At 69.1% G+C, this 25,719-nt stretch carries 23 protein-coding genes and 1 riboswitch; of the genes, 10 read left to right on the forward strand and 13 right to left on the reverse strand.

What is annotated here, in order from left to right:
* Nucleotides 1-161: 161 nt before the first annotated feature.
* A complete protein-coding gene (nagA, locus tag FFS56_RS11505; protein WP_127011905.1) occupies nucleotides 162-1,334 on the reverse strand; it encodes an N-acetylglucosamine-6-phosphate deacetylase in 1,173 nt (390 codons plus the stop codon).
* Nucleotides 1,331-2,842 carry a family 20 glycosylhydrolase gene (locus FFS56_RS11510; RefSeq protein ID WP_137772063.1) on the reverse strand — a complete coding sequence of 504 codons (1,512 nt, stop codon included), beginning with the start codon at nucleotides 2,840-2,842 and terminating at the stop codon, nucleotides 1,331-1,333. Before FFS56_RS11510 ends, nagA begins: the two co-directional genes overlap by 4 nt.
* Nucleotides 2,843-2,950: 108 nt before the next feature.
* Nucleotides 2,951-3,035: riboswitch (ZMP/ZTP riboswitch) on the forward strand.
* 38 nt (nucleotides 3,036-3,073) lie between these two features.
* Here FFS56_RS11510 and glyA point away from each other — a divergent pair.
* Nucleotides 3,074-4,348, forward strand: coding sequence for a serine hydroxymethyltransferase (gene glyA / locus FFS56_RS11515; RefSeq protein ID WP_046748839.1), 1,275 nt, complete (start codon nucleotides 3,074-3,076; stop codon nucleotides 4,346-4,348).
* A 168-nt stretch (nucleotides 4,349-4,516) separates the two neighbouring features.
* Entirely contained in the window at nucleotides 4,517-5,395 is an 879-nt protein-coding gene (locus FFS56_RS11520) for a bifunctional methylenetetrahydrofolate dehydrogenase/methenyltetrahydrofolate cyclohydrolase (protein ID WP_137772062.1), read from the forward strand.
* A gap of 76 nt (nucleotides 5,396-5,471) precedes the next feature.
* On the opposite strand, the gene FFS56_RS11525 is transcribed toward FFS56_RS11520, so the two are convergent.
* The 9 genes from FFS56_RS11525 to FFS56_RS11565 form a co-directional block, all read right to left on the reverse strand.
* A complete protein-coding gene (locus FFS56_RS11525; protein ID WP_046748841.1) occupies nucleotides 5,472-6,029 on the reverse strand; it encodes a hypothetical protein in 558 nt (185 codons plus the stop codon).
* A gap of 30 nt (nucleotides 6,030-6,059) precedes the next feature.
* Nucleotides 6,060-6,782, reverse strand: coding sequence for a DUF6882 domain-containing protein (locus FFS56_RS11530; RefSeq protein WP_046748842.1), 723 nt, complete (start codon nucleotides 6,780-6,782; stop codon nucleotides 6,060-6,062).
* Between the two features lie 38 nt (nucleotides 6,783-6,820).
* Nucleotides 6,821-8,050 carry an MFS transporter gene (locus FFS56_RS11535; RefSeq protein ID WP_052748791.1) on the reverse strand — a complete coding sequence of 410 codons (1,230 nt, stop codon included), beginning with the start codon at nucleotides 8,048-8,050 and terminating at the stop codon, nucleotides 6,821-6,823.
* Nucleotides 8,051-8,163: 113 nt separating this feature from the next.
* Nucleotides 8,164-8,964, reverse strand: a complete 801-nt coding sequence (locus FFS56_RS11540; protein ID WP_046748843.1) for an HpcH/HpaI aldolase/citrate lyase family protein — start codon at nucleotides 8,962-8,964, stop codon at nucleotides 8,164-8,166.
* Nucleotides 8,949-9,734 (reverse strand): fumarylacetoacetate hydrolase family protein, encoded by a 786-nt coding sequence (locus FFS56_RS11545; protein WP_127011907.1) that lies wholly within the window; start codon nucleotides 9,732-9,734, stop codon nucleotides 8,949-8,951. Before FFS56_RS11545 ends, FFS56_RS11540 begins: the two co-directional genes overlap by 16 nt.
* Before the next feature lie 9 nt (nucleotides 9,735-9,743).
* Entirely contained in the window at nucleotides 9,744-10,907 is a 1,164-nt protein-coding gene (gene hpaD / locus FFS56_RS11550) for a 3,4-dihydroxyphenylacetate 2,3-dioxygenase (RefSeq protein ID WP_046748845.1), read from the reverse strand.
* Nucleotides 10,908-10,999: 92 nt separating this feature from the next.
* Complete coding sequence (gene hpaE, locus FFS56_RS11555) at nucleotides 11,000-12,499, reverse strand: 5-carboxymethyl-2-hydroxymuconate semialdehyde dehydrogenase (RefSeq protein WP_137772061.1); 1,500 nt, start codon at nucleotides 12,497-12,499, stop codon at nucleotides 11,000-11,002.
* Nucleotides 12,496-13,224, reverse strand: a complete 729-nt coding sequence (locus tag FFS56_RS11560) for a GntR family transcriptional regulator (RefSeq protein WP_058632498.1) — start codon at nucleotides 13,222-13,224, stop codon at nucleotides 12,496-12,498. The genes hpaE and FFS56_RS11560 overlap by 4 nt, the downstream gene beginning before the upstream one ends.
* Nucleotides 13,221-14,690: a fumarylacetoacetate hydrolase family protein gene (locus FFS56_RS11565; RefSeq protein WP_046748848.1), complete on the reverse strand. Its 1,470-nt coding sequence runs from the start codon at nucleotides 14,688-14,690 to the stop codon at nucleotides 13,221-13,223. The genes FFS56_RS11560 and FFS56_RS11565 overlap by 4 nt, the downstream gene beginning before the upstream one ends.
* A 150-nt stretch (nucleotides 14,691-14,840) precedes the next feature.
* On the opposite strand from FFS56_RS11565, the gene FFS56_RS11570 reads away from it, so the two are divergent.
* A complete protein-coding gene (locus FFS56_RS11570; protein ID WP_046748849.1) occupies nucleotides 14,841-16,220 on the forward strand; it encodes an MFS transporter in 1,380 nt (459 codons plus the stop codon).
* 114 nt (nucleotides 16,221-16,334) lie between these two features.
* Here FFS56_RS11570 and FFS56_RS11575 read toward each other — a convergent pair whose 3' ends face one another.
* Nucleotides 16,335-17,042 carry an IclR family transcriptional regulator gene (locus tag FFS56_RS11575; RefSeq protein ID WP_127011908.1) on the reverse strand — a complete coding sequence of 236 codons (708 nt, stop codon included), beginning with the start codon at nucleotides 17,040-17,042 and terminating at the stop codon, nucleotides 16,335-16,337.
* A 189-nt stretch (nucleotides 17,043-17,231) separates the two neighbouring features.
* Here FFS56_RS11575 and FFS56_RS11580 point away from each other — a divergent pair, with 189 nt between their 5' ends.
* The 6 genes from FFS56_RS11580 (at nucleotide 17,232) to FFS56_RS11605 (ending at nucleotide 23,231) form a co-directional block, all read left to right on the forward strand.
* Nucleotides 17,232-19,103, forward strand: a complete 1,872-nt coding sequence (locus FFS56_RS11580; RefSeq protein WP_046748851.1) for an FAD-dependent monooxygenase — start codon at nucleotides 17,232-17,234, stop codon at nucleotides 19,101-19,103.
* Between the two features lie 87 nt (nucleotides 19,104-19,190).
* Nucleotides 19,191-20,165 carry an ABC transporter ATP-binding protein gene (locus tag FFS56_RS11585; protein WP_127011909.1) on the forward strand — a complete coding sequence of 325 codons (975 nt, stop codon included), beginning with the start codon at nucleotides 19,191-19,193 and terminating at the stop codon, nucleotides 20,163-20,165.
* Between the two features lies 1 nt (nucleotide 20,166).
* Nucleotides 20,167-20,922: an ABC transporter permease gene (locus FFS56_RS11590; RefSeq protein WP_058632493.1), complete on the forward strand. Its 756-nt coding sequence runs from the start codon at nucleotides 20,167-20,169 to the stop codon at nucleotides 20,920-20,922.
* A gap of 28 nt (nucleotides 20,923-20,950) precedes the next feature.
* On the forward strand, nucleotides 20,951-22,072 hold the full coding sequence (locus tag FFS56_RS11595) for a histidine kinase (protein WP_046748853.1): 1,122 nt from the start codon (nucleotides 20,951-20,953) through the stop codon (nucleotides 22,070-22,072).
* Complete coding sequence (locus FFS56_RS11600; protein ID WP_046748854.1) at nucleotides 22,066-22,695, forward strand: response regulator transcription factor; 630 nt, start codon at nucleotides 22,066-22,068, stop codon at nucleotides 22,693-22,695. The genes FFS56_RS11595 and FFS56_RS11600 overlap by 7 nt, the downstream gene beginning before the upstream one ends.
* Before the next feature lie 161 nt (nucleotides 22,696-22,856).
* Entirely contained in the window at nucleotides 22,857-23,231 is a 375-nt protein-coding gene (locus FFS56_RS11605; RefSeq protein WP_058632490.1) for a VOC family protein, read from the forward strand.
* Nucleotides 23,232-23,255: 24 nt separating this feature from the next.
* Here FFS56_RS11605 and FFS56_RS11610 read toward each other — a convergent pair whose 3' ends face one another.
* Nucleotides 23,256-23,648 (reverse strand): VOC family protein, encoded by a 393-nt coding sequence (locus FFS56_RS11610; protein ID WP_046748856.1) that lies wholly within the window; start codon nucleotides 23,646-23,648, stop codon nucleotides 23,256-23,258.
* Nucleotides 23,649-23,741: 93 nt separating this feature from the next.
* Between FFS56_RS11610 and FFS56_RS11615 the strand changes: the two genes are divergently transcribed.
* Entirely contained in the window at nucleotides 23,742-25,670 is a 1,929-nt protein-coding gene (locus tag FFS56_RS11615; RefSeq protein WP_164734084.1) for an endonuclease/exonuclease/phosphatase family protein, read from the forward strand.
* Nucleotides 25,671-25,719: the final 49 nt, after the last annotated feature.

Genomic DNA, 25,719 nt, shown 5'->3' on the forward strand with positions numbered 1-25,719 from the left:
GTATTCGCGCCGGTCGGGCGGGTCGGGATCCTCGGGGGAGGAGAACCCAGCCGCCCGTCTCACGAGGGGGGACGAGGCCGCCGATCTGGGGAACGGCGGCCTCCCACCCCACCAATGCATGACCGGAGAGCGCAGAGCTGCGCGTCGCGCGCGGCGCCGTCTCAGACGAGCAGCCGTGGTCCTGACCACACGCGCGCGACGCGCAGTTCCGCATCCAGCAGCACGGCGTCGCCGAGCATCCCGGGACTGAGTCTTCCCAGGAAGGCCTCGCGCCCGATCGCACGCGCCGGGGTCTCGGTGAGAGCCCGGACGGCTTCCGCCAGGCTCGCCCCTGCCTGCACGGCGCGCTGCAGAGCCACATCCTGCGTCAGCGTGGAGCCGGCGATCGACCCGGTGTCATCGGCTCTCGCGACTCCGTTCTCGACCGTCACGCTCACCGCGCCGAGGTCGTAGTGGCCGTCGGCGCTTCCTGCGGCCGCCATCGCGTCCGTGATCAGCGCCACTCGTCCCGGCGCGGAGTCGAACACCAGCTTGACGACGTGCGGGTCGAGGTGGACGTTGTCGGCGATCGCCTCGAGGACCACACGGTGGTCTGCCGCCGCGGCGAGCACAGGTCCGGGGGCACGGTGATGGATGCCCGGCATCGCGTTGAACGCGTGCGTGAGGATGGAAGCGCCGGCCTCGAACGCCGCGACCGCCATGCTCGCGTCCGCGTCGGTGTGCCCGATCGCAGCCGCCGAACCGGCTGCGACGATCTGCCTGATCGCGTCGAGCCCGCCTGGAAGTTCGGGAGCGATCGTGACCTGGCGGATGGTGCCACGTCCGGCGTCCAGCAGTCGCGCGACGTCGGCGGTCGTCGGATGGCGCAGCAGTGACGGTTCGTGCGCACCGTGGTGACCGGGGTCGAGGAACGGACCCTCGAGGTGCGAGCCGAGGATGTCGGCATCCGTCTCGGTCAGATCGGCGATCAGCCCGACGCTGCGGGCGAGCGAATCCAGCGACGCCGTGACCAGCGACACGACGGCACGGGTCGTGCCGTGCTCCCGGTGCAGATCGCGGCCGATGCGGATCGCCTCCGCCCCGTCGTCGAACGCCGCGCCGGCGCCGCCATGGCCGTGGATGTCGACGAATCCCGGGGTGAGCAGAGCGCCGGCACCGGCGACGGCCGTCGCGTCGACGACCTCATCCGCGGACGTCCATCCCGAACCGGTCCCGCGCTCGGTCACGACGCCGTCGTCGATACGGACCCAGCCGTCCTCGACGATGTCGCCGTGGTCGACGATCCGTGCGGAGTGGATGACCAGCGAACCGGTCGCGGAGGAGTGGGTGCTCAACGTGCGCTCCAGGGGATCTCGTCTGCGGGGTGGAAGTCGACCCCCTCAGCCTTCCACAACGGGGCGAGCGACCCGACGCGCACCCGGAACGACTCCCACGCGCGTTCCGGTGCCTCTCTCGGCGACCAGGCGACCTCGGCCTGTGCGGCTGCGCGAGGAAAGACCAGCTGTTCGACCTCGTCGAGCGTGCGGGTGGTCTCCGACCACAGTGGAGCCTCGATGCCGAGGATCGCGCTGTCCGGCACGTCGAGGACGTCGGTGGGTTCCCACTCGTAGGCGGAGCGCACATCGATGATCGCTGCCCAGGTGAGGCCCAGCGGGAAGTCCTCGGTGTACTTCATGTCGAGATACGTGACGTCCGCCGCCGACATGATCAGGGCGCCGCCGCGCTCGACGAAGTGGGCGGCCTCCTCGGCGTGTGTGCCCTCGGGGGTGGTCTTCCCCCAGTACTGTCCGACCGTGCCCTCGGCGATGTGTGCCGCCGAGCCCATCTCGTGCCAGGCCACCGGGATCCTGCCGGCTTCCACGACGATCGCGGTCGCGCGCTCCGCGAAGAGATCGAAGTCGGCTTGAGGTGTTCCGAGGGACTCGTCGCCGCCGATGTGTATGTACGGGCCGGGGGTCATCTCGGCGAGCTCGCGCACGACGTCGCGCACGAAGTCGTAGGTGCGCTCATCGTGGATGCGGACGCTGGAGTGGCCGACCCCCCACCCCAGGTAGGTCTCACCGGCGATGGGGAGGGGCTGGCCGAGCCGCTCCGACTCCGCGATCAGGTTGTCGTTCAGCACGGGCGCCTCGACGAGCTCGGGGTAGGCGACGCCGATCGCGTGGGTGTGGCCGGGAAGGTCGATCTCGGGGATGACGATCATGTGACGCGAGGCGGCATATCTCACGATCTCGCGGTAGTCGTCCTTCGTGTAGAAGCCGCCGGGGTCGCCGTCCGCCGAGGTGAGGGATGCCCGCTCGGTCAGCAGGGGCCAGGAGTCGATGTGCACGCGCCACCCCTGGTCGTCGCTGAGGTGCAGGTGCAGGTGGTTGAACTTGAGGGCGCTGGTGCTGTCGATGAACCGCTTGACGTCGTCGACGCCGAAGAAGTGGCGCGCCACGTCGAGCATGACTCCGCGCCGCGGGAAGCGGGGGGAATCCGCAACTTCCGCGCCGAGCAGGCCCCAGCCGGACTCGTCCTGGCGCAGCAACTGCAGCAGTGTCTGCACGCCGTAGAACAGTCCCGCCTCGTCGGCACCGACGACGACAGCCCGCTCGCCGACCTCGAGCGTGTACCCCTCGGGTGCGGAAGAGGTCGCATCGATCAGCAGCTCGATGTCGGCGGGTGCCTCGTCCGCGAGCGCCAGGCGGATACCGCTGCGACGCTCGACCGCCTCGATCAGCTGGTCGGCAGCAGGGGAGGAGCCGAGAACACGCGTCGTCGCGGTGATCGGCATCCGTCCTTCGCGCGGGACGGCCGAAACGGGTGAGGGGACCAGAGGGAGAGGATGAGGAAGGACCATGAACAAAACCTACCCGTCGGCGTCGTCGAGGGGAATGGTCGAGATCGAATCGATTCTGCGACGATGGCCGGATCAGCAACGTGCGCGCCGGCTCTGATCGGCTATGCTCGTAACCGTCGCGACTGGCGTCTGGGTGGACTACCACCGGGGAGCGACTGACCACGGAATTCGACCGCGCGCCTGGGCCGATAGGAACACCCCTTTCGAATCCGTCGTCAAAAGGAGCACGTCATGACCGACCGTTACTTCAACGCCCCGCTCTCCGAGGTCGATCCCGAGATCGCCCAGGTGCTCGACCGCGAGCTGAAGCGTCAGCAGACCTTCCTCGAGATGATCGCCTCGGAGAACTTCGTGCCCGTCTCGGTGCTGCAGTCGCAGGGCTCCGTGCTCACCAACAAGTACGCAGAGGGCTACCCCGGACGTCGCTACTACGGCGGCTGCGAAGAGGTCGACGTGGCTGAGGAGCTCGCCATCTCCCGAGCCAAGAGCCTGTTCGGCGCGGAGTTCGCGAACGTCCAGCCGCACTCGGGTGCATCCGCGAACGCCGCTGTGCTGCACGCGATCGCCCGCCCCGGCGACACCCTGCTCGGCCTGTCGCTCGACCAGGGCGGCCACCTCACGCACGGCATGAAGATCAACTTCTCCGGCCGTCTCTACGACATCGTCGCCTACGGGGTCGACCCCGAGACCTCGACGATCGACATGGACGAGGTGCGTCGTCTCGCGATCGAGCACAAGCCCAAGGTGATCATCGCCGGCTGGTCCGCCTACCCACGCACGATGGACTTCGCGGCGTTCCGTGCGATCGCCGACGAGGTCGGGGCGCTGCTCTGGGTCGACATGGCGCACTTCGCCGGCCTCGTCGCCGCAGGTCTGCACCCGAACCCGGTTCCTCACGCGCACGTGGTCTCCTCGACCGTGCACAAGACCATCGGCGGACCGCGCTCCGGCTTCATCCTCACCAACGACGCCGAGCTCGCCAAGAAGATCAACACCGCGGTGTTCCCCGGCCAGCAGGGCGGGCCGCTCATGCACGTGATCGCCGCGAAGGCGACCGCCTTCAAGCTCGCAGGCACGCCGGAGTTCAAGGAGCGCCAGGAGCGCGTGCTCCGCGGTGCGAAGCTCATCGCCGAGCGTCTGTCGCAGCAGGACGTTCAGGACGCCGGCATCGCCGTGCGCTCGGGCGGAACCGACGTGCACCTCGTGCTCGTCGACCTGCGCGACGCCGAGATCGACGGCAAGCAGGCCGAGGACCTCCTGCACGACATCCACATCACGGTGAACCGCAACGCCGTGCCGAACGACCCGCGTCCGCCGATGGTGACCTCGGGTCTGCGCATCGGCACGCCCGCGCTCGCGACCCGCGGCTTCGGTGATGCCGAGTTCACAGAGGTGGCCGACATCATCGCGCTCGCGCTGCTCCCCGGTGCCGATATCGAGGCCCTCCGCGCGCGCGTGGACGCCCTCGCCGCCGCTTTCCCGCTCTACCCCGACCTGCAGCAGTAGCACCTCTCGCTCCTCGCTCCGCGAGTGCACGCGATATCGCCGAGTGCACGGCTCGTTCACGCGAACCGGCCGTGCACTCGCCGAGTACCGGTGCGCTCGACGGGCCGAGTGGGGCGAGGGGGCAAGGTGAGCAGGAACAGGACACGACAGGGAAAGAAGGAAGAAGACATGACCGCGAAGATCCTCGATGGGAAGGCGGCCTCTGCGGCGATCCGTGCCGAGCTCACCGAGCGTGTCGCCGAGCTGAAGAGCAAGGGGATCACGCCGGGAATCGCGACGGTGCTCGTGGGTGCCGATCCGGCGTCGCAGCTGTACGTGGGCATGAAGCACCGGCAGTCCGAGGCGATCGGCATGAACTCGATCCAGCGTGAACTGCCCGCCGATGCGACGCAGGCCGACGTCGAGGCCCTGATCGACGAGCTCAACGCCGACCCCGCCTGCCACGGCTACATCGTGCAGCTGCCCCTGCCGAAGCACATCGACACGGACGCGATCCTCGAGCGGATCGACCCGGCGAAGGACGCGGACGGCCTGCACCCGACCAACCTCGGTCGGCTGGTGCTGAACGTCAACAGCCCGATCCACACCCCGCTGCCGTGCACGCCGCGCGGTGTGATCGAGCTGCTGCTGCGCAACGACTACGACCTCAAGGGCAAGCACGTCGTGGTGGTCGGACGCGGGGCGACCATCGGTCGCTCCATCGGCCTGCTGCTGACCCGACGCGACCTCAACGCCACCGTCACACTCACCCACACCGGCACCGTCGACATGCCGAAGTACCTGCGTGAAGCCGACGTGATCGTCGCCGCCGCCGGGGTGAAGCACCTGATCCGCGCGGAAGACGTCAAGCCCGGAGCTGCAGTGCTCGACGTGGGCGTGACGCGCGAGACCGACCCCGACACCGGCAAGAGCCTCGTGTTCGGCGACGTCGCACCGGATGTGGCCGAGGTCGCGGGGTACATCTCTCCGAACCCGGGCGGCGTCGGCCCCATGACGGTCGCCCTGCTCATGACGAACGTCGTGGAGGCCGCTGAGCGGTCGCTCTGACGACGACCGACCTCGAAACGAGAAGGCGCCCATCCTGGAGGATGGGCGCCTCTCGTCTTCGCGGAGCGGGGTCGAATCAGCCCAGCTCGTCGAGCATCCGACGCTGCTCGGCCGTCAGACCGTCTCCGAGCTCGTCACGTGCGGCTCGGGTCTCGGGGGTCTCGGGGACGGGCGCGGCGGCGGAGGGCGCGGTCTTCGTCCCGCCCTTCATCCTCGCCTGCACCGAGTCGTAGATCTCGCCGGTCTTCGCCCGCAGGCGATCGTCGATCTGGTCGTAGATCATCCACCCGAACAGCAGCGCCAGGGGCGGCAGCACGAATGCCCAGAATCCGGAAGCGCGCACACCGCTCAGCCAGACCGTGAGCACCCAGATGATGAGTTCGACGAGGTACACCAGCACGTACTGCACGATCTTCTCGCCGGTCTTCGTGCGCTCGGCCGCCGATTTCGCCGCCGATCTGCGGAAGGCCCCGGCGAGCAGGGGCTTCACGAACAGGGCGGCGAGAGTCAGGACGACCGATGCCCACAGGGCGTTGAGGCCGACGGAGACGCCCGGCAGCAGCAGACCGATCAGCAACAGGACCGCGACGTTGAACACGTAGAGCGCGGCGAACCGGACGATTCCGTTCTTCATGCGACCAGAATCCCACACCTCAGGAAGCGATCACCCCTGGGTCTGCAGGGTGCTCTCGATCCCGCTGATGCGGGCCTGCTCGTCGAAGCGGAAGCTCGCGGTTCCCGTGGCATCCGACACCGTCGCCCCGGAGAACGCCTCGTCCGTCCAGGTGAGGGTCCACCCCGCGAGACGCGCGAGGTCCCAGACCGCCGTGCGCGCGTCGGGGAGTGCCGTGGCGGAGAGGACACGGGGCAGTGCGATGACCGCATCCGCGACCGTGAGCGGTGCGAGCGGGGCATCGAGGAGGAACACGGCGCGGGTTCCGTTGCCGACCGGGGCGGAGTAGTACGGGGAGCGGCCCGTGAGCTCGACGGCGACACCGCCGATCGTGTGCGCAGCCTGAGCGATCCACGCGTCGTCGCCGGACACGCCGTCGGGGAACGGCACCTCCGCCGTCGTCAGTTCCGTGATCCCGTGCTCGCTGCCGTAGGCGTGCAGCTGACCCGCGACGCCCTGCGGGTCGCCGCTCGGATGTGCCCAGGCCCAGAGGAGAGAGCGGGGGCCCGGCGCGATCGTCGCGATCAGGTGGGCGCGGGCGACCAGCTGGCGAGACGGATCCGCGTCGGACGTGAAGGTGATCGTGCCGGCGGCCAGGTCGGCGTCCCAGCGGTGCTCGCCGAGGGCGTCGGCAGCGGCGGAGAGGGCGTCCTGACGGAGTGCGACGAAGAGAGCGGCACGATCGGCGAGGGGCTGGAGCGCGGCGAAGGTCATGCCCACAGTCTCGCGGTCGATGCTATGAATCCGCTCGCTCATACGGGGAGGGTCGCGGATTGCGGCCTGCCCATCCGCCACACGCTCGGCACCGCGAGCGTGACGAGCGCGACACCCGCGTAGACGACCCCGGACGTGATCAGAACGGTCGCCGGATCCGCGTGCGTGATCAGCCAGCCGTAGACCAGGGTTCCGATCGGCATCACGACGAAGCTCCCGAGCATGTCGTAGCTCGACACCCGGGAGAGCTTCTCGCCGGGGATGTTCTCCATCATCGCGAGGTTCCAGCCGGTGCTGAACACCTCGGCGCCGGCACCCGCGATGAAGGCGGCCATGGCGAGCAGGACCACGGCGGGGTGGACGCCCAGCATCGTGACGGGGATCGCGAACGCGGCCATGCCGATCATCCCGTAGCGCAGCGGTCGTCGCAGCGGGAACCACATCAGCAGCAGGGTCATCAGCAGCACCCCGACGCCTTCGGCGCTGACCACCCATCCCCAGCCGGTGATGCCCAGCAGGTCGTTGTTCTTGGCGATGTACGGACCGACGACGCCCCACGCGCCCACATGGATGGCGTTCATGATCATGAAGGCCAGCACGATCGTCCACAGCCACGACCGGCTCCAGAACTCCCGCCAGCCGATGCGGAGGTCGTGGAACATCGTGGTGCCGCCCGCGTGCGATGGCGGCGGGAGCTTCACGAGCGCCAGCACCGGGATCGCGATCACCCAGCCGGCGGCCTGCACCACCATCGCCCACGCCGGCCCCGCCGTCGCCACCAGGACCCCCGCGATGATCGGGCCGCCGATGGTCACGGCGGACCGCACGAAGGACAGCATCGCGTTCGCCTGCTGCAGGTGCTCCGGCGTCGTCAGCTGCGGGATGATGCCCTGCATCGCGGGCAGCACGAACGCCGTGGAGGCGCCGTTCACGATCGACAGCACGATGAGCAGGGGGATCGTGGCGGTGCCGGTGAACAGCAGAGCCGCGATCGTGCCGATCGAGAGGATGTCGACCACGTAGCAGGCCTGGATGATCAGCGCACGGGGGAGACGGTCGGCGATCACTCCACCGAACAGCACGAACACGATGTTGCTGATCGTGAAGGCGGCGAGCACGAACGACAGCGACCTGGCGTCGTTGTCGATCTCGAGGACCGCGAACGCGAGCGCGATCGACGACATCGAGCCGGCGATCATCGTGATGGCGCGCGCCAGGAAGAACCAGCGGAAGTTGCGGTCCTGCATCGCGGCGAGCCCGCGGATCACCTCACGACCTCGCCTCTGTGCACCCGGCTATCCTGCCACGGCCTGGAGCCCTTCGAATCGCGCAAAGGGGTGCATCCAGGACCTGGATACGACGATTCGCGCGAGTCGAACGGTCAGTAGCTGGCGCGGTCGGCGGCATCCACGGCGATGAAGCGGGCGGCCAGGGCCTCGGAGGCTCGGGCGAGCAGCGCCACGTCGGCTCCGACCGCCACGAAGTCGGCGCCCGCCGCGAGATAGGCATCGGCGGCCGTGGGGTCGAAGGCGTTCACACCCACGGCCTTGCCCGCAGCCTTGACGGCGGTGAAGACCCTCTCGACAGCGGCCGTGACCTCGGGGTGGGTCTGCTGGCCGAGCAATCCCATCGACGCGGAGAGGTCGGAGGGGCCGACGAACACCGCGTCCACCCCGTCGACCGCGGCGATGTCGGCGGCGGCTTCGACGCCCGCAGCCGTCTCGATCTGCACCGTCAACGACACGTGCTGCGCGGATTCCTGCAGATACCGGTCGACGCGATTCCAGCGGGCGCTGCGGGCCAGAGCGCTGCCCACTCCGCGCACGCCCTCCGGCGGGTACCGGGTCGCGGCGACGGCGGTGCGCGCCTCTTCGGCGGACGACACCATCGGGACGATGAGGTTCTGCGCCCCGAGGTCGAGGACCTGCTTGATCGCGACGGTGTCATTCGACGGCACCCGCACGAGGGGAGCGATCGGGTAGGCGGCGACCGCCTGAAGCTGCACCAGCACGGACTCCAGCGTGTTCGCCGAGTGCTCCATGTCGATCAGCAGCCAGTCGAGACCCGACCCCGCGGCGACCTCGGCGAGCAGCGGGCTGCCGGAGCAGACCCACATCCCCACGAGCGATCGGTCGGAGTCGGCCAACTGCTCGCGGAAGGACGGAGCTAGACGAAGCGGCATGCGATTGTTCCCATCGGTCCGTAATCGCACAGCACCTCGTCGCCGCGCGACACCCACATCGGGCGTGTGAACGATCCTGCCAGGATGATCTCGCCCGCTTCGAGACGCGCGCCGTGCTGGTGGAACTTGTTCGCGAGCCATGCCACTCCGGTGGCCGGATGCCCGAGCACCCCGGCGGCGACACCGGTCTCCTCGATCTCTCCGTTGCGGGAGAGCACGCCGGGCACCCAGCGCAGATCGATCTCGTCCGGACGCTTGTGCACCGTGCCGAGCACCATCGCCCCGTAGGCGGCGTTGTCGCTGATGGTGTCGACGATCGTCCGGCCCTCGAGCTCGATGTGCGAGTTCAGCACCTCGAGCGCTGGCACCGCGTAGTCGATCGCCGCGAGAGCGTCCTCGAGGGTGCAGTCCGGCCCCTCGAGCGGCGTCTTCAGCACGAAGGCCAGCTCGACCTCGATGCGCACGTTCGAGAAGTGGTCGACGGGGATCGCGGCGCCGGACTCGTACACGGTGTCGTCGAACATGACGCCGTAGTCCGGTTCGGTGATCCCCGTCGCCTGCTGCATGGCCTTGGAGGTCAGGCCGATCTTGCGCCCCACGAGGCGACGTCCCGCAGCGATCTGCGAGTCCCTCCAGACGCCCTGGATCGCGTAGGAATCCTCGACCGTGGCTTCGGGGTACCGCGCCGTGATGCGCGGGATCACGCTGTGCGCGCGGTCGGCATCGGCGAGTTCTGCGGCGATCGCGGCGATCGTCTCCTCTGGCAGCATCGGATCCTCCTAGAGCTGGTGGCCGAGCTTGTACTCGCCCTGCTTGTACTCGGGCATGTCCTTGTCGTCTTCCGCTCGCGTGTAGGAGAAGCCGTCGGCACCGATGGTCACTGCCATCTCGCTGGAGTCGGTGCGGGCGACCACGGGCTGCGGGTTGCCGTCGAGGTCGAGCACCAGAGACGCATCCGTGTACCAGGACGGGACGACGGGGTTGCCCCACCAGTCGCGGCGCTGGTTGTCGTGCACGTCCCAGGTGATGACCGGGTTGTCGGGGTCGCCCGTGTAGTAGTCCTGCGTGTACACCTCGACGCGGTGCCCGTCGGGGTCGCGCAGGTAGAGGTAGAACGCGTTGCTCACGCCGTGACGGCCGGGACCGCGCTCGATCGAGTCGGAACGGCGCAGAGCTCCGAGCTTGTCGCAGATCGCGAGGATGTTGTGCTTCTCGTGCGTCGCGAAGCACACGTGGTGCATGCGGGGTCCGTCGCCGCCGGTCATGGCCGTGTCGTGCACGGTGGGCTTGCGGCGCATCCAGGCGGCGTAGACCGTGCCCTCCTCGTCCTGGATGTCCTCCGTGACGCGGAAGCCGAGGTCCTGCATGAAGCCGACGGCGCGCGGCACGTCGGGGGTGACCTGGTTGAAGTGGTCGAGCCGCACCAGCTCGCCGGGGATGTGCAGGTCGTACCGCCACGACATCCGCTCGACGTGCTCGGTGGCGTAGAAGAACTCGTACGGGAAGCCGAGGGGGTCGACCACACGCACCGAGTCTCCGATGCCCTTCACGAAGCCGCCCTCCTTGCGGCGCACGTCGCAGCCCAGCTCGGTGTAGAACTCGACGGCGCGGTCGAGGTCCTCCGGCGTGCGGACGCGGTAGGAGAACGCGGCGACGGCGGCGATCGGCCCCTTTCGCAAGACGAGGTTGTGGTGGATGAACTCCTCGGTCGAGCGCAGGTAGATCGCCTCGTCGTCCTCCGCGGTCACGTACAGACCCAGGACGTCGACGTAGAACTGGCGCGACGCGGCGAGGTCGGTGACCACGAGCTCCATGTAGGCGCAGCGCAGGATGTCCGGAGGCGAGCTCTGCGGCGTCGCGATGGGGTTGTCCGAGCGGATCGGCGCCTCCTGGGAGACGTAGAAGCCCGAGGAGGTCAGGGTCATGTCGTCGCGGTGTGTCATGTCAGCGTCCTTGCTTACGGTTCCGGTCGCGATATTCCAGGGGATTCGGGCGAGAAGCCTGTCATATCGCGACCGGAGCGGAGGGGTAGTGGTCAGTTCTTGCCGAAGGTCGGGTTGTGCGAGTGCTCAGCGAGCGTGATGTGCACGCTCTGCTGGTCGGTGTAGAAGTCGATGGAGCGATAGCCGCCCTCGTGGCCGAGGCCCGATGCCTTCACACCGCCGAACGGGGTGCGGAGGTCCCGCACGTTGTTGCTGTTCAGCCACACCATGCCGGCCTCGACCGACTGCGCGAAGTTGTGCGCACGCTTGAGGTCGTTGGTCCAGATGTAGGCGGCCAGACCGTACTTCGTGTTGTTCGCGAGCGACAGCGCCTCGGCGTCGGAGTCGAAGGGCGTGATCGCGACGACCGGACCGAAGATCTCCTCCTGGAAGATGCGGGCATCGGGGGAGACATCGGCGAACACGGTCGGTGCGACGAAGTTCCCTTCCTCGAAGCCCTCCGGACGGCCACCGCCGGCGACCAGGCGGCCCTCGCCCTTGCCGATCTCGACGTAGCTCATCACCTTGTCGTAGTGCTCGGGGTGAACGAGCGCTCCGACCTCCGTGGCGGGGTCGTGCGGGTAGCCGACCTTGACGCGCTTCGCCTGCGCCGCGTAGCGCTCCACGAACTCCTCGTAGATCGACCGCTCGACGAGGATGCGCGAACCTGCCGTGCAGCGCTCGCCGTTCAGGGAGAAGACTCCGAAGATGGTCGCGTCGACGGCGGCCTCCAGGTCGGCATCGGCGAAGACCACGGCGGGCGACTTGCCGCCGAGCTCCATCGAGAGCCCCTTGAGGAAGGGTGCCGCGTTGCCGAAGATGATCTGTCCCGTACGGCTCTCGCCGGTGAACGAGATGAGCGGCACGTCGGGGTGCTTCACCAGGGCGTCGCCCGCGTCTTCGCCGACGCCGTTCACGAGGTTGAACACACCCTGGGGGAGGCCGGCCTCCTCGAAGATGCCCGCCCACAGGGATGCCGACAGCGGCGTGAACTCGGCCGGCTTCAGCACGACCGTGTTGCCGGTGGCGAGGGCGGGACCGAGCTTCCAGGACTCGAGCATGAACGGCGTGTTCCAGGGTGTGATGAGTCCGGCCACGCCGATGGGCTTGCGGTTGACGTAGTTCATCTGCTTGCCCGGCACCTTGAAGGCGTCGTCGGACTGCGCGACGATCAGGTCGGCGAAGAAGCGGAAGTTCTCGGCGGCGCGGCGGGCCTGCCTCAACGCCTGCGTGATCGGCAGGCCGGAGTCGTACGACTCCAGCTCGGCGAGCCGGGCGTCGCGCGACTCCACGATGTCGGCGATCTTGTGCAGCACCCGCGAGCGCTCGCGCGGCAGCATGCGCGGCCAGGGCCCTTCGTCGAAGGCGCGCTTGGCTGCGGCCACCGCGAGCTCGATGTCGGCCTTCTTGCCGGCAGCGGCCGTCGTGTAGGTCTTGTTCGTCACCGGGTCGAGCACGTCGAACGTGTCGCCGTCGACGGAATCCACGAAGGCGCCGTCGATGTAGTGCTGGATGTGGTCGGGGAGGTCGGCGGGGATGCGCGAATCGGTCATGAGGTTTCTCCGGTCGTCTGTGCGGAAGTCGTCTGTGATGAAGTCGTCTGAGCTGAGGTCGTCTGGGCGGAACGGGTGTGCAGGGCGTCGAGGAACGCGTCCATGGTGCGCCAGCGGTGGTTGCGCGCGGCGAGTTCGATCTCGAGCGGATCCGCGCCTGCTCGGATGAGGTCGAGGATCTCGGTGTGCTCCTCGACCGAGTGCTGAGCGCGCCCTGGAATCGAGGCGAAGGTCGTCTCGCGGATGCCGGAGAGTCGCGACCAGCCGCGGTGCACGAGATCGAGCAGGTGCGGGTTGGGGCACGGCTCGAACAGCACCGAATGGAACTGGCGGTTGAGCTCGGTGAAGGCGTGCGCGTCGAGGTGGTCGAGCATCTGCGCCATCCGGTCGTTGATCCGGGCGGCCTCCTCGAGGGCCTGGTCGTCGAGCAGGGGAGCGGACAGGGCGGTGGCGCAGCCCTCGACGAGGCCGAGCGTCTGCATCGTGTGCGCGTACTCGCTCTCATCCACGAGGGTCACCCGCGCGCCGACGTTGCGCTCGAACGTCACGAGCCCTTCGGCCTCGAGACGGCGGATCGCCTCGCGCACGGGGACGACGCTCATCTGGAGATCGTCGGCGATGGATCCCAGCACCAGCCGGTATCCGGGGCTGAACATGTGTCCCGTGATGCGGGAGCGCAGCCACTCGTACGCGACCTCGGACTTGCTCGCGGCCGTCGTGGTCATCGTGTGCTCCCGTCGGACACGGCCTTCTCGTAGCGTGCCCGCCACTCGGCGTTCAAGGGGAAGAGGCCGTCGACCGGGTGTCCTGCGGCGACCTGCTCGGCGATCCAGGCGTCTTCGATCTCCTGCGCGACGGCGCTCGCCGCGACCTCGGCGGCCAGGGCCGGTGGGATCACGATCACGCCGTCGCTGTCGCCGACGATGATGTCGCCGGGCTGCACGGTCGCGCCGCCGCAGGAGATCGTGACGTCCACGTCCCACGGCACGTGCTTGCGACCGAGCACCGACGGGTGCGCGCCCTGCGAGAACACGGGAAGGCCGATCTCGGCCACCGCGTCGTAATCGCGGACGCCGCCGTCGGTGACGACTCCCGCTGCGCCCCGCACCTTGGCGCGCAGGGCCAGGATGTCGCCGAGAGTGCCCGTCGTGGCATCGCCGCGAGCTTCGATCACGATGACCTCGCCGTCCTCCACGGCATCGAACGCCCGCTTCTGGGCGTTGTAGCCGCCGCCGTGCGAGGCGAAGAGGTCTTCGCGGAACGGGACGAAGCGCAGCGTCTTCGCGGTGCCGACGATCTTCTGTCCCGGGATGTTGACCGAGACCCCGTCGATGAAGCAGGAGTGGTGTCCGCGCTTGCGGAGCTGCGCCGAGAGCCCGGCCGTCGGCGCCTCCAGCAACTGTGCGCGCAGTTCGGGGGAGAGGCCGGGAGCCTTCTCGACGGGAGGCAGTCCTGCTTCCGCCCGCGAGCCCCATGCCTCGGTGCGCTGCAGGTCGTCAACGGCGGGGAGCGAGCCGATCTCCCCGTCGAACGGAGTCTCGCCCTGGGTCACGGTGGTGACGAGGCGACCCGAGCTCGGGGCTCCCGGTGCATCCGGTGCGTCCACCTCGACCTCGACGACGTCGCCGGGGACGATGACGGATGAGCCGGCGGGGGTGCCGGTGAGGATCACATCGCCGGGCTCGAGCGTGAAGTGCTGGGAGAGGTCGGCGACGAGTTGGGCGAGCGGGAAGATCAGCCCTGCCGTGGTGTCGTCCTGGCGGAGTTCGCCGTTGACCCAGGTGCGCACGCGCAGCGCCGCGGGGTCGACGGTGCGGGCATCGATCAGCTCGGGGCCGATCGGGGTGTAGCCGTCGCCGCCTTTGGAGCGGACGTTCGAGCCCTTGTCGTTGGCGCGCAGGTCGTACAGGCCGAGGTCGTTCGAGGCGGTCACCCAGCCCACGTGGGACCAGGCGTCGTCGAGGGAGACGCGGCGCGCGGCCGAGCCGATCACGAGCGCGATCTCTCCCTCGAACGCGAGCAGCTCGGTACCGGCCGGCCGCTCGACGGTGCCGCCGGAGACGCCGACGGAGCTGGCCGGCTTGAAGAAGTAGGAGGGGGCGGCGGGGCGCCGGCCGCGCTGATCCGCTCGGGAGGCGTAGCTCAGGTGGATCGCGATGATCTTGCCGGGGCGGTCGATGGGTTCCGTCACGGGGCGCCTCCTCGCGCTGTCAGTGTCCTGCGCGACGCCTTGTGCGTCGTATTCGAAATCATATATTATCGGTTCACCCCTCGGCAAGCACTCCGGATTCACGTCCGTCGCGCGCCGTGACAATGCGGTCACAACCAAAGGAGACACCCCATGAGCGGGCAGTCACAGGCTGGGTTCACGCCCACCGGAACCATCGCGACAGCGGCAGACAGACGTCGTGTCGTGTTCGCCACCGTCGTCGGAACCACTGTCGAGTGGTACGACTTCTTCATCTACGCCACGGCCGTCGGTCTCGTCTTCGGCCAGCTCTTCTTCGCCCCGCTCGGCGAGAACAGCGCCCTGATCGGTTTCGCGACGGTCGGCGTCAGCTTCCTGTTCCGCCCCCTCGGCGCCTTCCTCGCCGGCCACTACGGCGACAAGCTCGGGCGCAAGACCGTGCTGATGTGGACGCTGATCCTGATGGGTGCGGCCACCGCCCTCATCGGCATCCTCCCCACCTACGAGACCATCGGGCTGATGGCGCCGATCCTGCTGGTGCTGCTGCGCATCGTGCAGGGCATCTCGGCGGGCGGCGAGTGGGGCGGCGCGGTGCTGATGGCCGTCGAGCATGCTCCCCGCAAGAAGCGCGGCATCTTCGGCGCGTCGCCGCAGATCGGCGTGCCCCTCGGCCTCCTGCTCGCCTCCGGTGTGATGGCGCTCATGACGGTGATCGCCCCCGGCGACCAGTTCCTCGCGTGGGGCTGGCGCGTGCCGTTCCTGCTGAGCGTCGTGCTGATCCTCGTCGGCTACTACGTGCGTCGCAAGGTCGAGGAGAGCCCCGTGTTCACCGAGCTCGCGGCCCGCAAGGAGAAGGCCAGGATGCCGATCGCGCAGCTGTTCCGCAAGCACCTGCTGCTCGTGATCGTCGCCGCGTTCGTCTTCGCCGGCAACAACGCGGTCGGCTACATGACCACCGGTGGCTACATCCAGGGGTACGCCACGGACCCCGCAGGTCCCATCGGCCTCGAGCGCGGCCCCGTGCTCTGGGCTGTCGCCGGGTCTGCGGTCACCTGGCTGCTCACCACCCTCCTCGCGGGTTGGCTCTCCGACCGCATCGGCCGTCGCACCACGTACATCGTCGGCTGGGTGCTGCAGCTGGTGGGTGTGTTCACGCTGTTCCCGCTGGTCAACACCGGTGAGATCGGGCTGCTGTTCACCGGACTCGCGATCCTCACGATCGGCCTCGGATTCACCTACGGCCCGCAGGCGGCGCTGTACGCCGAGCTGTTCCCCGCGAGCATCCGCTTCTCCGGTGTCTCGATCTCGTACGCGATCGGTGCCATCGCCGGCGGCGCGTTCGCCCCGACGATCGCGACGGCCATCGTGAAGGCGACCGGCTCGACGGGCGCCGTCACCTGGTACCTGGCCGGCATGACCGTGCTGGGCCTCGTCGCGACCCTGCTGCTGCGCGACCGCTCGGGCATCCCGCTCGGACCGGATCACGAGGAGGAGCAGTCCGTCAGCCCGATCTACGGACTCGCGAAGGCCTGAGCCGCGCCGCTCGTCGACCTGCTCCCGTCGCGCTCCCTGTCATCTGCCCTACGGCGACCGACCGGAAGCGCGGCGGGAGTGTTCGTCTGTGCGCGGTCTCGGCGGAGCCGGACGTCAGCCGTCGAGAGCGTCGCGGATGTCCGATGCTGCACGCTGGAGCCGTGCGGCGATCTCGGCGTCGTCGAGGTCTGTGGACACGTGCACCACGGCGATCGCGGCGGGGCGCTGTCCGCGCAGGACGAGGGGGACGGCGACGGCCTGCACCGTGGGGATGACCTCGTCGTGGCTCGTCGCATAGCCGCGGATGCGGGTCGACTCCACATCGCCGGCGAGGGTCGGCGGCACGACGTGCGGCCATTCATCCTCGGGGAGCAGCGACAGGATGGCCTTGCCGGGTGCGCCGACCGTGACCGGGTGACGGGCGCCAGGGCGCTGGGCGACGCTCGCGACTGCATGTCGGGGCTCGACGCTCGCGAGGGTGATGCACTCCTCGCCGTCCAGCACGCCGAGGAAGCAGGTCATGCCGAGCTCGTTGGCGATGGCCGTGAGCTCGGGGAGTGCCTCGGCCTGGAGGTCGTGCGCGACCCCGGCGGCGAGTGCGGCCATCCGGGCGCCGAGGCTCACGGCCCCTGCGGCATCGCGCGTGACCAGCCCGTGATCCTCCAGCGTGCGCAGCAGTCGATAGGCGATCGAGCGGTGCACGCCGAGGCGGGACGCGAGCTCGTCGATCGTCAGGGGCGTGCGGGCATCGGCCAGCACTTCGAGGATCCGGATGCCGCGGCTCAGAGTCTGCGAAGCGGGAGAGGTGGTGCTGCCGGGCATGGGGGCACTCCCTTGCGATGACGGACGTCGCGGTTTAGGCTGTGTTCAATAGTAGAACTCTCTGTTCGAATATAGAACAAACCAGTTCTTCGCGCAACAGCTCCTCACACACGACCCGAAGCGCATGACCAGACCCGCTGGACCCGACGCGCTTGACCCGACGAAGACGTCCGGAAGGAATCGACGACGATGCAGTTCCACCACCACGGCTATGTGTCCGCTGACCCGCGTGTGCAGGACGCCGCCGGCATCGGCGCAGCCCGCCCCACCGACCTCCCTGACGAGATCGACGTGCTCATCGTCGGATCGGGGCCTGCAGGAATGCTGCTGGCCGCCCAGATGGCGCAGTACCCCGAGATCTCCACCCGCATCATCGAGAAGCGCGACGGCCGCCTCCCGCTCGGCCAGGCCGACGGCATCCAGCCGCGCAGCGTCGAGACGTTCCAGGCGTTCGGGTTCGCCGAGCGGATCATCGCCGAGGCCTACAACATCGGCTGGATGAACTTCTGGGGCCCGAACCCCGACAAGCGCGACGAGATCGTCCGCACCTCCCGGACGGCCGACTACGCCTACGACATCTGCGAGTTCCCGCACCTCATCGTGAACCAGGCGCGCGTGCTCGACTACTTCGCCGAGGCCGCGGCCAACGGTCCGGGGCGGATCGTGCCCGACTACGGGATCGAGTTCACCGGGCTCACGGTCCACGACGAGGGGGAGTACCCGGTCGAGGTGGGGATCCGCTACGTCGCCGGTGAGCGCGCGGGCGAAGAACGCAGGATCCACGCGAAGTTCGTCGCCGGGTGCGACGGCGCACGCAGCGGTGTGCGACAGGCCATCGGCCGCACGCACGTCGGCGCCTCCGCCGCGCATGCCTGGGGTGTGATGGACGTGCTCGTGAACACCGACTTCCCGGACTGGCGCACCAAGTGCGCCATCAACTCGGAGGCGGGCAACATCCTGCACATCCCGCGCGAGGGCGGATACCTCTCGCGCATGTACATCGACCTCGGCGAGGTCGCGGAGGACGACGACCACCGGGTGCGCCAGACGCCCATCGAGGAGATCATCCGTCGCGCCAACGCGATCCTGCACCCGTACACGCTCGACGTGCGCGAAGTGGCCTGGCACAGCGTGTACGAGGTCGGCCACCGCGTGACCGACGGCTTCGACGACGTCATCGACGGCTCCGGACGCACACCCCGCGTGTTCCTCACCGGCGACGCCTGCCACACGCACAGCGCCAAGGCCGGGCAGGGCATGAACGTCTCCATGCAGGACGGCTTCAACCTCGGATGGAAGCTCGGGTCGGTGCTCACGGGCCGCGCTCCCGAGGCGCTCCTGGCCACGTACGGCGCCGAGCGACGCCCCGTCGCCCAGCAGCTGATCGACTTCGACCGCGAATGGTCGAGCCTGATGGCCCGCAAGCCCGAGGAGATCTCCGACCCCAACGAACTGGCCACGTACTACCTCGCAACGGCCGAGTTCCCGTCCGGGTTCATGACGCAGTACACCTCCTCGATGATCACGGGGACCGCCGCGCACCAGGCACTGGCGCCCGGCTACCCGCTGGGCAAGCGGTTCAAGTCGGCCGAGGTCGTGCGCGTCGGCGACGGCAATGTGGTGCACCTCGGACACCACGCGAAGGCCGACGGGCGCTGGCGCGTGTACGCGTTCGGCGACCGCACCGGCGAGGCGCTCGCCGCCTGGGCGGAGCAGGCCGCTCCGCTGTTCGCGCGCTTCACTCCGACGGATGCCGACGTGGATGCGATCTTCGACGTCAAAGCCGTCTACCAGCAGCCCTTCGAGGAGGTCGAGGTCACCTCGGCACCCGAGCTGTTCCAGCCGAAGACCGGCCCGCTCGGACTCACCGACTGGGAGAAGGTCTACGCGGCGGGCCCCAGCAAGTGGACGGAGACCGACATCTTCGCAGCGCGTGAGCTTTCGCGCGACGGTGTGGTGGTCGTGGTGCGCCCCGACCAGTACGTGGCGGCGATCCTGCCGCTGGACGACACGGCAGAGCTCTCCGAATTCCTCGAGGGGGCGCTGCTCCCGGCACGATGAGCCGAGGGTCTCGACATGACACGTGTCACGTCGAGGAGATGACACCGCCCTCCGGACTCCTCGTCGGCATCGGACGAGGCTGGAGGCATGGACGACACCTCTAGGGACGGATCGGCGACGCGGGTCATCGCGCGACCGGCTTCCGCTGCCCCGATCGATGACCCCGTGGTGCTGGAGCTCAGCGCCGTGAGACGACACTTCGGCGCAGGGGAGCGCCGTGTGCAGGCCGTGGACGGGGTCGACCTGTCCATCCGGCGGGGCGAGGTCGTGGCACTGCTGGGACCGAACGGGGCAGGCAAGACGACCACGCTCGACATGCTGCTGGGCCTCACCGAACCGAGCAGCGGCACCGTCCGCGTGCTCGGGGTGACTCCGGATCGTGCGACCTCCAGCGGTGCGATCGGCGCCGTGCTGCAGACGGGCGGATTGCTGGGCGACCTCACCGTCGGGGAGACCGTGCGCCTCATCGCCTCCCTCTGCGGAGACGAGGCGCGGGGGAGGGTCGACGAGGTCATGGCGCGCGCCGACCTCACCGCTCTCGCCCGCCGACGGGTGTCGAAGTGCTCGGGTGGCGAGCAGCAGCGCGTGAAGTTCGCGCTCGCGATGATCTCCGACCCCGACATCCTGGTGCTCGACGAGCCGACGGCGGGGATGGACGTCACGGCCCGCCGCCACTTCTGGGACGTGATGCGTGCGGATGCCGACGCCGGCCGCACGATCGTCTTCGCCACCCACTACCTCGAAGAGGCGGAGCAGTTCGCTCGGCGGACCGTCGTGATGCATCGCGGAACGGTCGTCGCCGACGCCCCCACCGCGCTGCTGCGCGCCAGCCTCGGGGAGCGGACGGTGTCCGCCACGGTCGACGACGACCCGACGGCGCTCGTCGCGACGCTGACGTCGACGGAGGGGATCGCGGCTGTGCGTGTGGACGGTGATCGTCTCAGCCTGCGCGCGACGGACTCCGATGCGGCAGCGCGGATCCTCCTCGCCGGCGGCGCGCACGACCTCGAGATCGCCGCCCCCACCCTCGAAACCGCCTTCACGGCTCTGACGGAGAACTGACATGCTCGTCTCACCCACCATGCTGCGCATCGAAGGCGTCCGCCAGCTGCGCAACCCCTACACTCTCGCGTTCACCCTGGCGATGCCCGTCGCGATGTACCTGCTGTTCGGTGCCGGGATGGGATACGGCTCGCTCTCTGCCGGCCACGGGAACGTCTCGTTCTACGTCATGACCTCGATGGCCGCGTACGGCACCGCTGTCGCGATGAGCTCGCTCACCTCCCTCGCGGCGACCGAGGCGAAGCAGGGGTGGGGACGGCAGCTCGCGATGACCCCGCTCACCACCGCGGGGTATGCGCTGACCAAACTGCTCACTGCCGTGTCCTTCGCCGCGCTCGCCCTGGTCGCGGTGTTCGTGGCAGGGATGATGACCGGTGCTCAGGCCGAGGACGCCTGGCGGTGGGTCGCGACGGCGGGCATCATCCTCGGGATCGGTCTCATGTACGGGCTGTTCGGCCTCGGTGTCGGACTGTTCTTCAGCTCGGACTCGGCCGCGGCGCTCGCTTCCATCTCGATGACGTTCTTCGCGTTCTTCGGCAACGTGTTCATGCCTCTCGACGGCGTGATGCTCGACATCGCCCGGTTCACCCCGCTGTACGGCTTCGTGGCGCTGAGCCGCTGGCCCCTCACCGACGGGGTGCTCACGACCGGGCAGACCGATCCGCTGTGGATGCTGTTCCTCAACGTGGCCGTCTGGCTCGTCCTCTTCGCGCTCCTCGTCGCGATGGGAATGAAGCGCTCGCGGGCGCGGCAGTAGTGGCACGCGGCGACACTAGGTTGGACGGATGACCCCGCACGAGAAGCGCACGACGAGCCGCGCCACGGGAAAGGACCCGTGGGCGCGGTTCGGCTGGCTGATGGCGGTGGTCTGGCTGGTGTTCCTCGTCTACCCCGTGATCGCCCTGCTCGGTTCCGAGGCGCCCCTCGCCTGGGTGGTCGGGGGATGGGTCGCTCTGGTGACGTTCGTCGTGCTGTACGTCACCGGGTTCATGCACGGCATGCGCGGGGGTGGCGGGCTGGGGCGCACCCCCTCGAAGCGGCAGTGGGCCACGTTCGCCGCGCTCATCGTCTGCGCATTGGTCTCGGTGCCGGCCGAAGGCGGATCGGCGCTCAGCTTCCTGCCTTTCATCATGTCGTTCGCGTCCTACGGCCTGACGCGCGCATGGCACTGGATCACGACCATCGCGGCGGTCGCCGTGACGGCGCTCTGCGTATTCCTGCTCCCGGGCGGGCTGAGCTACCTGTCGGTGCTCGCGATCGTCGCGCTGCTCGGTGTGGTCAACACGGTGTCGACGTGGCTCATCCTGCGTTCGGCCGAGGCGGAGCGGCTCGGTCTGGAACTCGCGACCAGCGAGGGACGCGAAGCCGTGGCCCGCGATGTGCACGATCTGATCGGGCATTCGCTGACGGTGGTGGGTCTCAAAGCGCAGCTGGTGCGGAGACTCATGGACTCCGACCCGGAACGCGCCAGGGCCGAGCTCGCAGACATCGAGCGGTTGACGGCCGAGGCGATCGCCGGAGTGCGCTCGACGGTCGCGGGCGCGCGGGCGACCACGCTGATCGAGCAGCTCGCTTCCTCGCGGGATTCGCTCCGCGCGGCGGACATCGAGCTGCGGGTCGAGGGGGAGCCGGAGGCGCTGTCGCCGGTGCAGGCCATCACGGCGAGCTGGATCCTCCGCGAGGCGACGACCAACGTCCTGCGGCATTCGGGTGCCCGCACCGTGCGGGTCATCCTATGGCCGGGACGGCTCGCCGTGGAGGACGACGGAGTGGGCATCGGCGCGGGTATCGCCACCGCAGAGGGCAACGGCATCCGCGGCATGCGGGAGCGCGCGGCGGCTGCGGGGGCGGCGTTCGCCCTCGGCTCGACCGAGGAGGACGGAACCCGCGTGGAGGTGACATGGTGACGGCGCCTGACGATGGGTCCATCCGATTGCTGATCGCCGACGATCAGGCGCTCGTGCGTGGTGCGCTCGGTGCGCTGCTCGACCTCGAGCCCGACCTGACTGTGGTCGGCATGGCCTCGGACGGCGCGGAGGCCGTGCGGCTCGTTGAGGAGCTGCACCCCGACGTGTGCCTGATGGACATCCAGATGCCGGGCATGGACGGTGTGGAGGCGACGCGGCGGATCAGACAGGTGAGCACGAGGACGCGCGTCCTCGTGGTGACCACCTTCGCACGCCCGGGCTATCTGCGCTCCGCGTTGGACTCCGGGGCGAGCGGATTCATCGTGAAGGACACTCCCGCCGAGACGCTCGCCGACGCCGTCCGCCGCGTGCATTCGGGTTTGCGGGTGCTGGATCCGCAGCTCGCCGCCGACGGCCTGTTCGACGGAGCGAATCCGCTGAGCGACCGGGAACGCCAGGTGCTGCGACTCGCCGCCGACGGGCGCTCGGCGGCCGCCATCGCCGCCGAGGTGTTCCTGTCGGCCGGCACCGTGCGCAACCACCTGTCCGCTGCCATCGGCAAGACCGGTGCGGCCAATCGTGCGCAGGCGGTGCGCATCGCGCTCGACAAGGGGTGGATCTGACGCCGAGGCTCGCGGCGGCTCCACATCGCGTCTCGGTGTCCTTGCGGTCTCGGCGTCCATGCACGATTGGCGACTGTGCAGTGTCGGTGTCTCTGCGGTGTCGGTGGCCCCGCGTACCGTGGGTGCCGACGGGCGAAGGAGCCCGACAGGAGGAGTGCGTGATGGACTGGAAGATCGAACTCATCTTCGTGCCGGTCACCGATGTGGACCGGTCCAAGGAGTTCTACGAGAGGATCGGATTCACCCCCGATCACGACCAGACGCCCGTCGATGGGCTGCGCTTCGTGCAGATGACGCCGCCGGGGTCCGCCTGCTCGATCGCGTTCGGCACCGGGCTGGGCATCGAGCTCGAGCCGGGACAGCAGAACTCGATCCAGGTCGTCGTCCCCGATGCCGACGAGGCGCTCGCGCACCTGCAGGGGCTCGGCGTCGAGGCCCGTGGCGTCCAGGACCTCGACTGGGGACGGTTCGTATCGTTCGACGATCCCGACGGGAACACCTGGACGTTGCAGGAGCTGCCCGACTACGGCGCCTAGGGGTCCGGCAGCAGGCCGGCTCGGCTACGACGGGTCCGCGACCACTTCGATCTTGAAGCCGGAGGCGTTCTCGAGCCAGCCCGCGTAGTGCTGGTCGCCGCCGGCGTGCGGGTAGCGCTCCGCATACAGCGGTCGCCAGCCGTGGCGCTCGGCCTCGGCCATCAGCGCATCCACCGCGGTGCGATCACCGCCCTGGAATGCCAGATGGTTGAGGCCGGCGCGTCGACGGTCGTGCGCGGAGCTCGACAGGTTCGGAGACATCGTGAGCGTGAGATAGCTGCCCCCTGCGGCCCACGACTCGCCGCCGCTCCATTCGCTCGTCGGGGAGAACCCCACGCGCTCGAGGATCCACCGCCACTGCGCGCGCACTTCATCGAGGTCGGCGATCCACAGCTCGACGTGATGGAGACCAGGCATCGTCCGATTCTGCCATTCACCTCACGGTCACGGTCCGGTCATCCGGCGGCCGTAGCTTTCGATGCGCCACGTCGTCGAAAGGACCTTCTCGTCATGACCTCCGCCACTCGGCCGAAGCGGGGGCTCCTCGCCCTGCTCGGCACCGGCATCGTTCTCGCCGGTCTCCTCGTCGTTCCCGCCGCTCAGGCGGCGGAAGGGATGCTCACGCTGGACACGCCCCGCATCGGGGTCGACGAGACGGTCACGTTCTCGTTCGACGCCGGCTCGGCGGTGCACGATCGCAACTGGATCGGGATCTATCGTGACGGCGCGGTGCCCGGCGGTCCGGCATCCCTCGACTGGCGATACGTCGCAGACCAGACCGGCCAGGTCACGTGGAACGCCTCGCGTCGGGACGGCTGGACCCGCAACTCGGAGACGATGGGGGCGGGCGAGTACGACGTCTACCTCCTCGAAGACGACGGCTACACCGTGCTGGCCGGGCCGATCGATCTCACCGTCACGGACGAGGAGGCGCAGCCGGTCGCCCCGGCCGAACCGAAGCCCGAGGTCGGGGGGAAGAGCGGCCTGAACGTGCTCACCTTCAACGTCTGGCACGGGGGCACCCAGGTGGCCGACGGTGCGCGTCAGATCGCCGATGTCATCACGCAGACCGACGCCGACGTGACGTTCCTCCCCGAAGTGGGTCAGGCGCCCGCTCAGGTCGCCGCACTGCTCGGCTACCAGCACCTCACGGCGACCGACACCGGGATCGTCTCGCGCTATCCGATCGTCTCCACCGACACGATCGGCCGCTGGTGGTCGAAGGCGGTTCTCGACGTGAACGGATCGGAGGTCGTGGTGTACGGCGGCCACCTGGAGTACCGCTGGTACACCACGTACCTCCCGCGCGGCTACGGCGGGGAGATCCACGGCGACTGGCCGGCCGGGTGGAACACCTGGAACAAGCTCGACGCCCCGGTGACCGACGTCGAGGCCATCCTGGCGGCGAACGCGCAGTCGGGCCGACCGGCCGCCGCTGCCGAGCTGCTCGCCGACATCGCCGCAGAGCGCACGACTGGACGGATCGCCATCGTGGGCGGCGACTTCAACGAGCCGCCGTCGCAGGACTGGACCGCAGCGACAGCCGAGCTGTTCGACCACAACGGCGTCGTCGTTCCCTGGCAGACGACGCAGACGCTGCTCGACGGGGGACTGGTCGATGCCTTCCGCACCGTGCATCCCGATCCCGCAGCGAATCCGGGCTTCACGTGGCCGTCGGACAATCCTCTGTTCCCCACGTCATCTCTGACCTGGGCTCCCGACGCCGATGAGCGCGACCGCATCGATTACGTCTTCGCCACGCCGGACGAGCGACTGTCGATCGACGGAGCGAGCGTGGTGGGACCGCAGTCGACGATCGTGCGCAATCAGCGTGTCGTCGACGACAGTGCCGATGAGATCCTGACGCCGGATGCCGTCTGGCCCTCCGACCACAAGGCGGTGCTGGCGAACTTCACCGTCTGCGGCGGCGGGTGCACGACGCCTGAGCCCGAGCAGCCGACCGTGACGCTCGCTTCGGCATCGGTCGCCGCGGGCGATGCGATCACGATCTCCGGCGCCGGCTTCCGCGCCGCCACAGCGCTGCGGATCGAGCTGCGTTCGACGCCGGTTCCGCTCGGTGCCGTGACGACGGACGCGACCGGCGGGTTCCGCGTGACCGTGACCGTTCCGGCCGCTACGAAACCCGGCACCCACAGCGTCGTGCTCATCGACCCGGACGGCGTGGAGACGACGGCGGCGATCGCCGTCACGGCTGCGCCCGGTGGCACACCTCCCGGCGGCGATACCCCAGGCGGAGGCGCTCCGGGTGGTGCTCCCGCCGACGGGTCGGGGAACGCGGGTTCCGGCCACGGCACGACGAGCAACGGCGACCTCGCCGCGACAGGAGCCGACAGCGCGCCGTTCCTCCTCGCCGGGGTGCTGCTGCTGGCAGTCGGAGCGGGCCTCGGCATCGCGCGCAGGCGCCGGCGTCTCGGGTGATCGACTGAACGACGCTCGGGTGCGACGCGGGGGTCGGCACGACGTTCGC

The organism is Microbacterium sp. Beta, from assembly GCF_005502545.1.
GTDB classification, from domain to species: Bacteria; Actinomycetota; Actinomycetes; order Actinomycetales; family Microbacteriaceae; genus Microbacterium; species Microbacterium oxydans.